Below are 14,155 nucleotides of genomic sequence, written 5' to 3' on the forward strand. Positions count from 1 at the left end.
CGTCACGAATACAGGTGATCGCGATCACACTAGCGCGGGGCGGTGCGGGCGCGGATCCTCCTGCAAGCCGATCCGTCTCCGCCTCCGGCATGAGGCCGGAAAGGCGAGACGCCCTCCACGCGGCGGGGAGGGCGTCTCGTCCGGCTTTCCGGGCGGGGTCAGGACGCGGTGACGCCGTCGGCGGCGTTGACGTCCTTGTGGAACCGCTTGTGGACGTACAGGCGCTCGCCGAGCGTCTCGCACCGCCACCACAGGCCGCTCGGGGGGCCGATGCGGGTGTTGCGCGGCAGTTCGCGCAGGACCTCGTTGACGGGGGTCATGCGCATCCGCCCGGACCGGCACACCAGGATGCGGCGGTCGGTGACCACGACGACCCGGTAGGCGTTGCTGAAGATGATGATCCAGTACGAGATCAGGGCGAAGTACTGGCTCGTCGTCTGGGCGCCGAACACCGCCTGGATGTTCTCGCCCGGCTGCAGGACGTGGGCCGCGTTGGCGCGCATCTTGTCGCGGATGGCCACGGTCGGGACCTTTCTCGGGGTAAACATGGGGGTGCCCGGCTCCCACGGTCTCATGGCGGCCGGGCGTCCCCGATTGTCGCATCGGATCGTGGCGGCCCGTGCCGGTTTCGCATCATCGGCGAACTTCGGGGCTGGACAGACGGATCCCCCGTTATTGACCGTCTGTCAATAGGTGCGGGAGGATGGCGGGGCAGGCTCCGACCCCCGGGAGGTTCCGTGCCCGCCACACCCCGCATCCCGACCGAGCGCCCCGCCGCCCGTCCCGGCGCGGGGTCCCCCGGCGAGGCCGGGGACCGGCTCGCCGGCCTGCTCGCCGACCGGGACGTGCTGCGGGCGCTGGCGTCCGAGCCGCTCGTCGGCCTCGCCGCCGGGCGGGCCCTGCTGATGCAGCTGGCGCATCCGGCCGTGGCGCGCGGCGTCGCCGAGCACAGCGACTTCGCCGACCGCCCCCTCGCCCGCCTGTTCGGCACGCTCGACTTCCTGCTGATCACCACCTACGGGACGCCGGAGCAGGTGGCGCGGGTCGCGGCGAAGGTCCGCGGCATCCACACCACCGTCCGCGGCGACGGCTACACCGGCGACGACCCCGGCCTGCAGCTGTGGGTCAACGCGACCCTCATCGACTCGGCCCTGCACGTCCACGAGCGCCTCATGCGCGGCGGCGGCGACCCCGGCTTCGCCGAGGCCTACTACCGCCAGGCAAGGATCGTCGCCGACGTCCTCGGCTGCCCGCTGGAGTCGCAGCCGCCGGACCTGGCCGCGTTCCGCGCCTACATGGCCGAGACGCTCGCGGCACTGGAGGTCACCGGCACCGCCAGGGAGGTCGCCGCCGCCGTCCTGTGGCCGCGGCGGCTGCGCCCCCTGTTCCCCGCGCTCGCCGTGTTCCGCCTGGTCACCGCCGCCCTCCTCCCGGAGGAGCTGCGCGAAGGGTTCGGGCTGCCGTGGACCCCGGCCCGCCGCCGCGCGGCCGGGGCGCTGCTGCGGACGGCCGCGCTCACCCACCGGCTGACGCCCCGCCCGCTGCGGCGCCCGCCCGAGCCGCTGCTGGTGCGCCTGGCGGCCTACCGCGTCGACCGCACCCTGTCGGCCCGCCGGGCCCGGCGCCGCGCGGGCTGACCGCCCCGGCGGCACCGGCCGCGGCGGCGCCGGCCGCACGCCGGACGCGTTCTAGGCGACCGAGGAGTACGCCACCACACCGCGCCGCATCGCGTCCATCGCGCGCCGCGCGGTCTTGCGGAGGTGGCTGTTCGGCGGCGCGGCGTCGGTGACCTGGCCGAGCAGGTCCAGCAGCTGCTTGACGGCGCGGACGAAGTCGCCGGCGGTCAGGTCGCTCTCCAGCAGCACCTCGTCGAGGTCGTCGCCCTTGGCCCACCGGTAGGCGGTCCACGCGAACCCCAGGTCGGGTTCGCGCAGGAACGACACGCGGTTGTCGCGCTCGACGGCGTCCAGCTCCCCCCACAGCCGCACCATCGAGGCCAGGGCGTCCTGCGCGGCCCCGCCGGGGGTGCGGGGCGGGGCGGCGTCGTCGGGCTGCCGCGACTCGTAGACCAGCGCGGACACGCACGCGGCCAGCTCGGCGTGGTCGAGCTTCTCCCACAGCCCCTCGCGCAGGCTCTCGGCCGTGAGCAGGTCCAGCTCGTTGTAGATGCGGCCGAGGCGGCGGCCCTCATCGGTGACGGAGTCGCCGTCGAGGTAGCCGAGCTGCTGCAGGACGGCGCACACCCGGTCGAACGTCCGGGCGATCACCTGGGAGCGGCCCTCGACGCGGCGGCGGAGCTGCTCGGTCTCCCGGTCGAGGCGGTGGTACCGCTCGGCCCAGCGGGCGTGGTCCTCGCGCTTGTCGCAGCCGTGCACGGGGTGCCGCCGCAGGTCGGCGCGCAGCCGGGTGATCTCGGCGTCGTCGGTCGCGGCGGAGTCGCCGCGCGACCGCCGCCGCTCCCGGACGTCGTCGGGGACCTTGTTGCGGAGCGTGGACGCCAGGTCGCGGCGGTCCTGCGGGTTGCGGGGGCTGAACGACTTCGGGATGCGGATCCGCTCGACGGGCTCCACGGCGCGCGGGAAGTCCTGGATCGACAGCCGCTGCACCGACCGGTTCACGGTCAGCACCAGCGGCGCCGGGCCGTCGGAGCGGCGCCCGACGCCCGGGTCGAGGACCACCGCGAGGCCGGACCGCCGCCCCGACGGCACGATGATCACATCGCCGGGCCGCAGGTGCTCCAGGGAGCGGGCGGCCCCGGCGCGGCGGGCGCCGGCGCGCTCGCGCGACAGCTCCGACTCGCGGTCCGACAGCCGCCGCCGCATCGCGGCGTACTCCATGAAGTCGCCGAGGTGGCACTGCGCCGCCTTCGCGTACCCCTCCAGCGCCTCCTCGTTCTTGTGGACCTGGCGGGCCAGGCCGACGACGGCGCGGTCGGCCTGGAACTGCGCGAACGACTCCTCCAGGAGGGTGCGCGCGCGTTCGATGCCGACGGCGCCGACGAGGTTGACGGCCATGTTGTAGGACGGCCGGAAGCTGGAGTTCAGCGGGTAGGTGCGGGTGCCGGCGAGCCCGGCGACCGACGCCGGCTCCACGTTCGGGCCCCACACCACCACGGCGTGCCCCTCGACGTCGATGCCGCGCCGCCCGGCCCGCCCGGTCAGCTGCGTGTACTCGCCGGGGGTGAGGTCGACGTGCGCCTCGCCGTTCCACTTGTCGAGCTTCTCGATCACGACGGTGCGGGCGGGCATGTTGATGCCGAGCGCGAGCGTCTCCGTCGCGAACACCGCCTTGATCATCCCGCGGGTGAACAGCTCCTCGACGATCTCCTTGAACGTCGGCAGCATCCCGGCGTGGTGGGCGGCGACACCGCGCTGCAGGGCGTCCAGGAAGTCGCCGTAGCCGAGGATCCGCAGGTCCTCGGGCGCGATGTCGGCGGTGCGCAGCTCGGCGTGCGCGCGGATCTCCTCCGCCTCCTCCTTGGAGGTCAGCCGGATCCCGGCGTGCAGGCACTGCAGGACGGCCGCGTCGCAGCCGGCGCGGCTGAAGATGAACGTGATCGCCGGGAGCAGCCCGGCACGTTCCAGCCGCTCGATCACGTCCGGCCGGGCCGGCGGACGGAACCGCTGCGGGCGGGGCGCGCGGCGGCGTCCCGTCCGGCGCCCCTGGTTGACCTTGGCGCGGCGGACCTCCTCCACCGCCATCCGGGTCAGCTGCGGGTTCAGGCGGGCCTGCCGGTCCTTGCCCTTGCCGGTGTCGACGAACAGGTCGTACAGGCGGGTCCCGACCATCATGTGCTGGAACAGCGGCACGGGACGGTGCTCGTCCACGATCACGGCGGTGTCGCCGCGCACCTCGTGCAGCCACTCGCCGAACTCCTCGGCGTTGCTGACGGTCGCCGACAGCGCCACGATCCGCACCGAGTCCGGAACGTGGATGATCACCTCTTCCCAGACGGCGCCGCGGAACCGGTCGGCCAGGTAGTGCACCTCGTCCATGACGACGAACGCGAGGCCGGCCAGGGTCTGCGACCCCGCGTACAGCATGTTCCGCAGGACCTCGGTCGTCATGACGACGATCGGGGCCTCCCCGTTGACGCTGTTGTCGCCGGTGAGCAGCCCGACCTTCTCCGGCCCGTACCGGCGGACGAGGTCGGCGTACTTCTGGTTCGACAGCGCCTTGATCGGCGTGGTGTAGAAGCACTTGGTGCCGCCGGTGAGGGCGAGGTGGACGGCGAACTCCCCCACCACCGTCTTCCCGGATCCGGTGGGCGCGGCGACCAGGACGCCGCTGCCGTCCTCCAGCGCCTGGCACGCCTCCAGCTGGAACTCGTCCAACTCGAAGTCGTACAGGGTGCGGAAGTCCAGCAGGGCCGGGCCCTGCCCCGCGGTGCGCCTGCGGTAGGCGGCGTACCGCTGGGCCGGGCTCTCCCCGGCCGACGTCGTGTCGGGGGTGGTCATGCCTTCGAGCCTACGGTTCCGACGGCCCCCACCACCAATCCGGCCCGCCCGGCGGGGGCAGGACGGCGCGGGCGGTGGTCGGACGGCGCGGTCGGTCAGACGGCGCGGTCGCCCCTCTCCAGCTCGGCGTCGATCCGCTCCAGGTCCAGCGGGGACGCCTCGTCGTCCGACAGGCTCTCGTAGGGGTCGGGGCGGCGGGCGATCCGCCGGTCGTGGAAGAACGCGAGGAGCTCGGCGACCTCGAACAGCACGATCGTCGGGAGCGCCAGCGCCAGCATGGTGAACGGGTCCTGGCTGGGGGTGGCAACCGCCGCGAAGACGAACACTCCGAAGATCAGCATCCGCCGGGACCTGCGGATCCGCTCGTGGGTGAGGACCCCGACGAGGTTCAGCATGACCACGAACAGCGGCAGCTCGAACGTCAGCCCGAAGATGAACAGCATCGCCTGGGCGTAGCCCAGGTAGTCCTGCACGCCGACCAGCACGGTCGTGTCGCCCGGCGCGAGCCCGATGAAGATCTTCAGGCCCTTGTCCATCGTCAGGTACGCCAGCCCGCCGCCGAGCACGAACAACGGCACCGCCGCCGCCAGGAACGTGTACGTCCAGCGGCGCTCCTTCTGGTACAGGCCCGGCGCGACGAACGCCCAGATCTGGTACAGCCAGACCGGAGACGACAGGACCGCCCCGACGATCAGCGCGACCTTCAGGTGGATGAAGAACCCGTCGAAGATCCCGTGCACGACCAGGTCGCACTTGCCGTTCAGGCAGTGCTCCGGCGGGATCCGCGTGTAGGGCTGCTTCAGGAAGTCCCAGATCGGGTCGAACAGGATCCACCCGACCAGCGCACCGGCCAGCAGACCCAGGATCGCCTTGATCAACCTGTTCCGCAGCTCACGGAGGTGCTCCATGAGGGGCATGCGGCCGTCGGGGGCGGCGTCGCGCCTGCTCAGCTTCATCGTGGGCAATCAGGCTCGGTGTTCGGCGACAGGAATCGGGGGGCGGGGCCGGGGTCAGCCCTTGTGGATCCGGCCGGGGTCCGACACCGGCACGCCCTGGATCGGCTCGCCCGAGCCGAGCGCGCCGCGCGGACGCTGCCCGCCGTCTCCGGCCGCCGCCTCGCGCTCCAGCCGCGCCGCCTCCTCGCGGAGCCGCGCCGCCTCCTTGCGCGCCTCGTCACCCTGCCCGGCCTGCGCCGTCTCACCGGACTTGTCGGACTTGTCGTCCTCGTCGTCGTGCAGGCCCTTGGTCTCGGCCTTCAGGATCCGCGCCGACTTGCCCAACGACCGCGCGAGCTGCGGAAGCTTCGTCGACCCGAACAGCAGCAGGACGACCGCAAGGATGATCAGAATCTCGGTCGTGCCAAGTCCAGCCATGTCAATCCTCTTCAGCAGGGGCCCGTTCAGGACGATCGTACGCCCTACCCGGGCGGTTGTGACGACCGAGCCTCATCGAGACGGGACAGTTCATCGCGCAGCGCCGACTGTTTCGGCTCCAGCCGGCGCCTGGTGCGTTCCAGTTCACGCCCGAAGCGCCGCACGCCCAGCCACACCTTGAACGCGCACCAGGCGAGCACGGCCATACCGGCGAAACCGAGCGAAACCGACACCGAGACCCACGACACGCCGCCACGCTATCCGATCCGCCCCACCCACGCCCACGCCCACGCCAGCGCCGCCACCACCCAGGCCCGCACCGCTTCGCTAGCGTTCACGCCCAAGCCCTGGCAGCGGATGACCCTTCACACCCCCGGTTCGCTGCCGCTCCGGCCCGTGCCCTGTGGGGGACGACCCCGGTTCGCTTCGCCTAAGCGAGGCCGTAGCGGGCCAGGGCCTGGAGTGCGTCCTCGCGGACGCCGTCCGCGAGGTGCGGGGGCGCCACGACACGGCCCTGGTCGCCGAGCCGCAGGGCCAGGCCCCGCACCCAGCGCGGGTCGGGAGTGCGCAGCACGACCCGCAGCCGCCCCTCCCCCAGCTCCTCCACGCTCTCGCACGGGTAGTAGTCGGCGACCCACCGGCCGCGCGGGGACAGCTCCAGCGTCACCGCCTCGTCCTGCGGCGACGGGCGGAAAAGGCCCGCGTCCACGTCGATCGGCTCCGCGTCGTCAGGCACCTGCGCGGGGACGTCCAGCACGGACAGGTCGGCGATCCGGTCCAGCTTGAACAGCCGCACCGCCTCCGCCCGGCGGCACCACCCCTCCAGGTAGGTGTTGCCCTCCACGACCAGCAGCCGCATCGGATCCACGTCGCGCTCGGTGTTCTCGTCCCGCGCCGGGACGTAGTAGGTCAGGTGGACGCGGCGGCCGGCCGCGATCGCGTCCCGCAGCACCCCGACCGCGGTGCGGGCCGGGTCCGCCGTGCCGCCGTAGGTGTCGACCTCCACCGCGACCTGGCTGGACACCGCCGCGGCGGCGCCCGCCGCGCTCTCCAGCTTCGCGATCACGCGGCTGAGCGCGTCCCGGTCGTCCAGGCCGGGGATCCCCGCCAGCATCCGCAGCGCCACCAGCAGCGCGCTCGCCTCGTCCACCTTCAGCCGCAGCGGCCGCGCGATCGACTCGGCCTCCGCCACCGTGATCTCCCCGCCCTCGTAGGACAGGTCGATCGGGCAGTACGGGTCCGGCGCCCGCAGCTCCACGCACCACAGCAGGTTCAGGTCGTCGATCAGCTGCTTCTCGGTCACCCCGAACGCGGCGGCGGCCTCGCCGAGCGCCACCGAGTCGCGGTTCACCACGTACGGGACGAGCGCCAGCAGCCGCCCGAGCCGGTCCGTGGACGTCGTCGCCGCCGTCTTCGCGGCCGCCTTCGCCGTCATCGGCCGTTCATCTCCCCCAGGTCCGCGTGACCGCCCGCCGGGTGCCCGCCGGCGGCGGCCAGCACCGACTTCAGGTGCTGGATCACCGCCTCCCGCAGGTCCGGCGGATCCAGCACCACCACATCACCGGCGAACCGCGCCAGGTACGGCGCGAACCGGTCCACGTCGCGGAACGTCAGGACCGCCTCGTCCCACTCCCCGTCCCACTCCGGGTCGTCGACCGGGCGCACGTCCCGGGCCCACCGCCGCGTGCCCTGCGCCGCGCCGCGCCGCAGCCGCACGGCCGCCGGCCGCGGCTCGCTCACCGGGTCGCCCCAGTCGAACGCGATCCGCCGCACGTCCACCCCGTCCGGGACGGTCACCGACCCGGCCGGGCCGTCCGCGGCGACCTCCCCGACGATGCGGCTCAGCCGGAACACCCGCTGCTCGTCGCGGTCCCGGTCGAACCCGACCACGTACCAGCGGCCCCGCCGGCTCACCACGCCCCACGGCTCCAGATGCCGCCGCGCCACCGACGTCCGGCCGATCCCCTGGTAGTCGAACGCGACCGGGCGCCCGTCGCGCACCGCCTCCCACAGCGCCGGGAACGACGGGTCCTGGGTGTTCACGCGCGGCTCGATGCCCACGGCCGTCGCCGCGTCGGTCTCCACCCCGGCCGCCCGCAGCTTCAGCAGCGCCCCCGACGCCGCCTCCGCCATGCTCGCCCGCTGCCACACCCGCGCCGCGAGGCCGAGTACCGCCGCCTCGTCCGGGGTCAGGTGGATGTCGGGCAGCTCGTAGGCCTGCGGCGGGATCCGGTACCCGATCTCCTCACCGCCGCCGCCCTGCTGGTCGCTGCCCACCTCCAGCGGGACGCCGAGCTCGCGCAGCTCCTCCTTGTCGCGCTCGAACATCCGCTTGAACGCCTCGTCGGAGTCCGGGTAGCCGGGCACCGCACGGCGGATCTGCTCCGCCGTCAGATAGCGCCGGGTGGCGAGCAGGCAGACCACCAGGTTCAGCAGCCGCTCGGTCTTGCGCCGCGACACTTCGCCACCACCTCGTTCCTCCGTGAGCCCGGCCCGGCCGACGTGCCGATCGTCCCCGCGTGCCGTCGTCCAGGACGCTACCGTTTCCCGGTGTGATCCGATGGCGCAAAGGCACAGTTGAGGACATCCGCCGTGAATGGCCCGGGGCGGTCGAACTGAACGTCTCGATCGGGGGCGACGGCACGCACCGCGCCCTCGCCTACCCCGCCCTGGTGGGGCGGCCCGAGCCGGGCGACACCGTCCTGCTCAACACTACGGCCTTGGCGATGGGCCTCGGCACCGGCGGCTACGCCATGGTCGTCGCGGTCCCCGACCGGCTCCCGCCCGACCCGGCCGGGCCCGGCCACCTCGTCAAGGCCCGCTACACCCCCCTGCAGGCCACCGTCCTCGGCGCCGACGAGCAGGACTCCCCCCACCACGACGCCCTGCGCGACGCCGACTCCCTCGACGGCATGCCCGTCATCATCGCCGACCTGCACTCGGCGCTCCCGCCGATCCTGGCCGCCCTGCTCGCCGCACGGCCGTCCACCCGCGTCGTGTACGTCATGCCGGACGGCGGCGCGCTGCCGTCCTGGTTCTCCATGTCGATCGCCCGCCTGAAGGACGCCGGCGCCCTCGCCGCCACCGTCACCGCCGGGCAGGCGTTCGGCGGCGACCTCGAGACCGTCACCGTCCACACCGGCCTGCTGGCGGCGCGGCTCGTCCTGGACGCCGACGTCGCCGTCCTCGCCCAAGGCCCCGGCAACCTCGGGACCGGCACCCGCTGGGGGTTCTCCGGCGTCTCGGCCGGCGAGGCCGTCAACGCCGCGTCAGTGCTCGGCGGCCGCCCCGTCGGCTCCCTGCGGGTCAGCGAGGGCGACAAGCGCGAACGCCACATCGGCGTCTCCCACCACTGCCTCACCGCCTACGGCCGCGTCGCTCTCGCCGCCGCCGACATCCCGGTCCCCGAGCTCGGCGGCCCCTTCGGCGCCCGCGTCGCCGCCGAGGCCGCACCGCTCGGCGACCGCCACCGCCTCGTCCCCGTCCCCGTCGACGGCCTCCACGACATCCTCCGCGCCGCGGAGAAGGACTGGGGCGTCCGGCTGTCCACGATGGGCCGCCGCCTGGACGAGGACCTCCCGTACTTCCTCACCGCCGCCGCCGCGGGCCGCCACGCCGCCGCCCTGCTGGACTGACCCCTCACACGGCCGCGGGCTCGGCCTCGCCGGCGCCCGCGGCCTCCTCCGCCGTGTAGGACGAGCTGAACGTGAACGCGCGCGGCGACGGCCCGTTCGCGCGCAGGTGCGCGAGGCGCTCCAGCGCCTCACCGACCGTCGGGACGTGCCCCGCCGGGATCCACCACAGGACCAGGTGCGCGTCCACATGCCGCCGGAACCACTCCCGGCGGCGCCGCATCGTCTCCAGGTGCGCGCTGCGGTAGACGAAGTCCCACAGCGCCTCCGACGACTCCCACACCGAGAAGTTGATGATCACGTCCTCGCCGGCGGGACGCATCCCGGTGGCGTCGGCCTCCCCCTCCTCCACCAGCCGCCACACGAACCCGGGCGTTCCGTCGGCGAGCGCGTTGACGGGCTCCAGCAGCGCGACGAAGTCCGCCATGCGCGGATCGTCCAGCGGGTGGTGGAGCGTGGCGACGTTGAACTGGGCGAGGTGGTACCGGGCGTCTTCGCTCATGGCCTCACCTCACCACGCCGGCCCCTCTATGTCAATCTTCGTTGTTTTTAGAAGGTTCGGCCGCGACACAGCACCACCCCGGCCGCGGATCCATCCGGACCCGCACCCGCGACCCCTCCACCAGCCCCTCGAGCAACGCCAGATTCATCCCGCACACCAGCGGAGGGAACTGCTCCGCCACCGCATGGAACGGGCAGTTCCGCATCCGCACCACCGCCCCGCCCTCGTCCCGCACAGGCTCATACCCGCGACCGGCCAGCACCTCCGCCACATCGTCCAGATCCCCGCACGGCCCGCCCCCGCCCCGCAGAGCCCTCCCCCTGCGCCGCGCCGCGTCCTGAAGCTCCATGTCCAGACCGGCCGCCTCCGCCGCCTCCGCCAGAAGCCCCGCCGCCGTCCGGTAATCCCGCGCCGGCACCGACACGTCCCGCTCCACCGCCGACCGCCGGTACACCTTCGCCGGACGCCCCGCCCCCGGCCCCGAACGCCCCGTCAACCGCCTGCTGCCCGCCTCCAGCAGCCCCGCGTCCACCAGCTTGTCCAGATGGAACGCCGCCAGCGTCCGCGCCACACCGGCGGCCTCCGCCGCCTCGTTCCGCCCCACCTCACGGCCCTGCGCCGCCACGAACTCGTACAACCGCCGCCGCAGCGGATCCTGCAGCAGCGCGATCGCGTCGATGTCCTCCACCCCGCCATTCTATGAACAACGAGGATCCCGTTTAGAAGCGCGCCGGCCACGGACAGCCTGGGCGTTCGGCGCGCGGTGCGGGTCAGCGCGTCAGTGCCGTCAGTGCGTCAGTGCGCGCCCAGCAGGTCCACGACGAACACCAGCGTGTCGTTCCCCTTGATCCCGAACTGCGCCAGGCCCTTCGACCCGTACCCCAGCGACGGCGGCACCACCAGCAGCACCCGGCTCCCCACACGCTGCCCCACCAGCCCCTGATCCCAGCCCTTCATCACCTGACCGGTCCCGATCATCGCCCCGAACGGATGCCCCTCCGACCACGACGAGTTGAACACCTTCCCGTCCCGCCAGAAGTACCCCGCATACTGCAACGCCAGCAACTGGCCCTTCCGCACCGCCGGGCCGTCCCCCTTCACCAGCACCCGCACCTGCAGCTTCCGCGGCGGCGCCGAACGCGGCATCGTCACCACCGGCGGCTGCCCCGCCGCCGCCTCCGCCACCCTCGGCAACCCCGGATCACCCAACGGCGCCTGCTTCACACCCCGCGCACCCGCCGTCCGCGGATACACCGCCCGGACGTCCAGCACATACACGAGCGTGTCGTCCGCACCCACCTGGTGCTTCGGATCCCCCTCATCCCCGAACCCGTCCTTCGGAGGAATCCGCGCCACCACCCGCGACCCCGGCCGCGCCCCATCGAACGCCTTCGTCAACCCCGGCACCAGCTGACCCGTCGGGAACGCCCCCGGCTGACCCTTCGCGTAACTGCTCGCCAGCAGCTTCCGCCCGCCCTTGTTCCACCGGTAGCCCACATAATCGGCCACCACCAGATCACCCTTGCGCGCCGCCGTCCCCTTGCCCTCCTTCACGGTCTTCACCGCGAACGAATCACCCGGCTCCCCCTTCGGGAACCGCACCTGCGGCAACCTCCCGAAATCCCCGCTCACATCGACGTCCACCCCACCGCCCGAACAGGCGGACAACGCCAACGGCGCGGCCAGCACGACGACCACGGACAACAACCGAACACGACGGCGCATACACGGTCCTTCGGGGGGTGACGAGCGTTACTGCGCGCTCACCCTACCGCCCAGGTGACCTGCCAGTAGCGTCCGGCGCGCACAACACCCCCGCGCCGGAACACCACGCACACCGACCCCCGCTACATACCGGCGATCAGCTTGTCCACACGCTCGTCCACCGACCGGAACGGGTCCTTGCACAACACCGTCCGCTGCGCCTGATCGTTCAACTTCAAATGCACCCAGTCCACCGTGAAATCACGCCGCTTCTCCTGCGCCTTCCGGATGAACTCCCCCCGCAACCGCGCCCGCGTCGTCTGCGGCGGCACCGACTTCGCCTCGAAGATGTCCAGATCCCGCGACACCCGATCGACCGACCCCCGCTTCTCCAGCAGGTAATACAACCCACGATCACGATGCACATCGTGATACGTCAGATCCAGCTGCGCCACACGCGGCGACGACAACGGCAGATCGTACTTCCGCCGATACCGCTCGATCAGCTTGTACTTCGTCACCCAGTCGATCTCACGCGACACCAGATCCAGATCGCCCGTCTCCACCGCACGCAGCGTCCGCTCCCACAGCTCCAGCACCCGCTTCGCCGTCGCGTCCCCGCCGCGCGCGTCCACGAAGTCGCGCGCCTTCCCGAAATACTCCTTCTGGATCTCCAGCGAACTCGCCTCCCGGCCGTTCGCCAACCGCACCTTCCGCCGCCCCGTCATGTCATGACTGACCTCCCGGATCGCCCGGATCGGGTTCTCCAGCGTCAGATCACGCATCACCACCCCGGCCTCGATCATCCGCAGCACCAGGTCCGTCGCCCCGACCTTCAGCAGCATCGTCGTCTCACTCATGTTCGAGTCACCGACGATCACATGCAGCCGCCGGAACCGCTCCGCATCCGCATGCGGCTCATCCCGCGTATTGATGATCGGACGCGACCGCGTCGTCGCCGACGACACACCCTCCCAGATGTGCTCCGCCCGCTGCGACACGCAGTACACCGCACCACGCGGCGTCTGCAGCACCTTCCCCGCCCCGCAGATGATCTGCCGCGTCACCAGATACGGAATCAGAACATCCGCCAGACGGCCGAACTCCCCGTGCCGCCCCACCAGATAATTCTCATGACACCCGTACGAGTTCCCCGCCGAGTCCGTGTTGTTCTTGAACAGGTAGATGTCGCCGGCGATGCCCTCCTCACGAAGCCGCCGCTCCGCGTCCACCAGCAGACCCTCCAGGATCCGCTCCCCCGCCTTGTCATGCGTCACCAGATCCACGACACTGTCGCACTCCGGCGTCGCGTACTCCGGGTGACTCCCCACATCCAGATAGAGCCGCGCCCCGTTCCGCAGGAACACGTTGCTGCTACGACCCCACGACACCACCCTGCGGAACAGATAACGCGCCACCTCATCCGGTGACAACCGCCGCTGCCCGCGGAACGTACAGGTGACGCCGTACTCGTTCTCAAGCCCGAAGATGCGCCTGTCCACACCATGACCCTATGCGGCGCAGCCCCCACTTGGCAGTCTCAACAGCCCACCGTTTCCCCGCCGCCACCCCACCCCGCAAACGCCGCAGGCCCGCCACGGCAAGGGCACCACACCGCCCCGGCCACGACGGGCCCGCCACCGGCACGCCACCCCACCGGGCGACGCGCCGGCCGACCTCACTCCTCGTCCGCCCCCGAACCGGCACCGGCCTCACCGGCACCCTCAGCCTCACCCTCGGCGTCACCGGCCTTCCCGCCACCCGACGTGATCCCCGACCCCCCGTCGTCCCCCGCCGACAGCAGATCACCGATCCGCGCCGCCGACAGCCGCCGGAACAACCGATGCTCACGATTGCGGTCCAGCACCGCCACCTCCAGCGACCGCGCCTCCAACCGCCGCTCCGAATCCTGCGCCTCCAGCGCCCGGACCGCCGTCCGCAACGCCTCCTCCAGCGACGAACCCTCCCGGTACCCGTCCTTCAGCGACTGCGCAACCGCCTCGGCCTGCCCGCCCATCGCGACATAGCCGTGCTCATCCGCCACCGAACCATCGAACGTCAACCGGTAGATCTGATCCGTCTCCGCGTCCTCCCCCACCTCCGCGACGACCAGCTCCACCTCATACGGCTTGTTCGTCTCCGTGAAGATCGTCCCCAGCGACTGCGCGTACACGTTCGCCAGACCCCGCGCCGTCACATCCCGCCGGTCGTACTGGTACCCGTTGATGTCCGCGTACCGCACACCGCCCAGCCGCAGATTCTCGAACTCGTTGTACTTCCCCACCGCCGCGAACGCGATCCGGTCATAGATCTCACTGATCTTGTGCAGCGCCCGCGACGGATTGTCCGCCACGAACAGGATGCCGTCGTCGTACTGCAGCACCACGACACTGCGGCCCCGCGCGATCCCCTTACGCGCATAGTCCGCCTTGTCCTTCATCTGCTGTTCGGGCGACACATAGAACGGCATGGACACCGGTCAGGATC

14 protein-coding genes are annotated in these 14,155 nt (G+C 72.1%); 2 read left to right on the top strand and 12 right to left on the bottom strand.

What is annotated here, in order from left to right:
- Window positions 1–158: 158 nt before the first annotated feature.
- Complete coding sequence (locus tag BM339_RS25530) at window positions 159–521, bottom strand: hypothetical protein (RefSeq protein ID WP_021599579.1); 363 nt, start codon at window positions 519–521, stop codon at window positions 159–161.
- A 216-nt stretch (window positions 522–737) separates the two neighbouring features.
- Here BM339_RS25530 and BM339_RS25535 point away from each other — a divergent pair, with 216 nt between their 5' ends.
- Window positions 738–1,637 carry an oxygenase MpaB family protein gene (locus BM339_RS25535; RefSeq protein ID WP_024935912.1) on the top strand — a complete coding sequence of 300 codons (900 nt, stop codon included), beginning with the start codon at window positions 738–740 and terminating at the stop codon, window positions 1,635–1,637.
- A 51-nt stretch (window positions 1,638–1,688) separates the two neighbouring features.
- Here the strand turns inward: BM339_RS25535 and BM339_RS25540 are convergent, their stop codons facing one another.
- The 6 genes from BM339_RS25540 to BM339_RS25565 all read right to left on the bottom strand — a co-directional run bounded on the left by BM339_RS25540 (window position 1,689) and on the right by BM339_RS25565 (window position 8,290).
- Complete coding sequence (locus BM339_RS25540) at window positions 1,689–4,457, bottom strand: DEAD/DEAH box helicase (protein WP_075022445.1); 2,769 nt, start codon at window positions 4,455–4,457, stop codon at window positions 1,689–1,691.
- 95 nt (window positions 4,458–4,552) lie between these two features.
- A complete protein-coding gene (gene tatC, locus BM339_RS25545; RefSeq protein ID WP_021593632.1) occupies window positions 4,553–5,413 on the bottom strand; it encodes a twin-arginine translocase subunit TatC in 861 nt (286 codons plus the stop codon).
- A gap of 54 nt (window positions 5,414–5,467) precedes the next feature.
- Window positions 5,468–5,830 (bottom strand): Sec-independent protein translocase subunit TatA, encoded by a 363-nt coding sequence (gene tatA / locus BM339_RS25550; protein ID WP_075022446.1) that lies wholly within the window; start codon window positions 5,828–5,830, stop codon window positions 5,468–5,470.
- A 44-nt stretch (window positions 5,831–5,874) separates the two neighbouring features.
- Window positions 5,875–6,078: a hypothetical protein gene (locus tag BM339_RS25555; protein WP_021593630.1), complete on the bottom strand. Its 204-nt coding sequence runs from the start codon at window positions 6,076–6,078 to the stop codon at window positions 5,875–5,877.
- A 182-nt stretch (window positions 6,079–6,260) separates the two neighbouring features.
- On the bottom strand, window positions 6,261–7,265 hold the full coding sequence (locus tag BM339_RS25560) for a helix-turn-helix transcriptional regulator (protein ID WP_021593629.1): 1,005 nt from the start codon (window positions 7,263–7,265) through the stop codon (window positions 6,261–6,263).
- Window positions 7,262–8,290 (bottom strand): helix-turn-helix transcriptional regulator, encoded by a 1,029-nt coding sequence (locus BM339_RS25565; protein ID WP_075022447.1) that lies wholly within the window; start codon window positions 8,288–8,290, stop codon window positions 7,262–7,264. Before BM339_RS25565 ends, BM339_RS25560 begins: the two co-directional genes overlap by 4 nt.
- A 92-nt stretch (window positions 8,291–8,382) precedes the next feature.
- Between BM339_RS25565 and BM339_RS25570 the strand changes: the two genes are divergently transcribed.
- Entirely contained in the window at window positions 8,383–9,465 is a 1,083-nt protein-coding gene (locus BM339_RS25570; RefSeq protein WP_083597888.1) for a DUF3866 family protein, read from the top strand.
- Between the two features lie 4 nt (window positions 9,466–9,469).
- Here the strand turns inward: BM339_RS25570 and BM339_RS25575 are convergent, their stop codons facing one another.
- The 5 genes from BM339_RS25575 to prcA all read right to left on the bottom strand — a co-directional run bounded on the left by BM339_RS25575 (window position 9,470) and on the right by prcA (window position 14,138).
- Entirely contained in the window at window positions 9,470–9,964 is a 495-nt protein-coding gene (locus BM339_RS25575) for a DUF3291 domain-containing protein (protein WP_075022448.1), read from the bottom strand.
- A gap of 31 nt (window positions 9,965–9,995) precedes the next feature.
- On the bottom strand, window positions 9,996–10,652 hold the full coding sequence (locus BM339_RS25580) for a helix-turn-helix transcriptional regulator (protein ID WP_024935910.1): 657 nt from the start codon (window positions 10,650–10,652) through the stop codon (window positions 9,996–9,998).
- Window positions 10,653–10,759: 107 nt separating this feature from the next.
- Window positions 10,760–11,662 carry an FKBP-type peptidyl-prolyl cis-trans isomerase gene (locus BM339_RS25585; RefSeq protein WP_177287780.1) on the bottom strand — a complete coding sequence of 301 codons (903 nt, stop codon included), beginning with the start codon at window positions 11,660–11,662 and terminating at the stop codon, window positions 10,760–10,762.
- A 149-nt stretch (window positions 11,663–11,811) separates the two neighbouring features.
- Window positions 11,812–13,170: a Pup--protein ligase gene (pafA, locus tag BM339_RS25590; RefSeq protein ID WP_021593623.1), complete on the bottom strand. Its 1,359-nt coding sequence runs from the start codon at window positions 13,168–13,170 to the stop codon at window positions 11,812–11,814.
- Between the two features lie 176 nt (window positions 13,171–13,346).
- Window positions 13,347–14,138 carry a proteasome subunit alpha gene (gene prcA / locus BM339_RS25595; RefSeq protein WP_033332840.1) on the bottom strand — a complete coding sequence of 264 codons (792 nt, stop codon included), beginning with the start codon at window positions 14,136–14,138 and terminating at the stop codon, window positions 13,347–13,349.
- Between the last annotated feature and the right edge of the window lie 17 nt (window positions 14,139–14,155).

Origin of the sequence: Actinomadura madurae (genome assembly GCF_900115095.1) — a bacterium.
GTDB classification, from domain to species: domain Bacteria; phylum Actinomycetota; class Actinomycetes; order Streptosporangiales; family Streptosporangiaceae; genus Spirillospora; species Spirillospora madurae.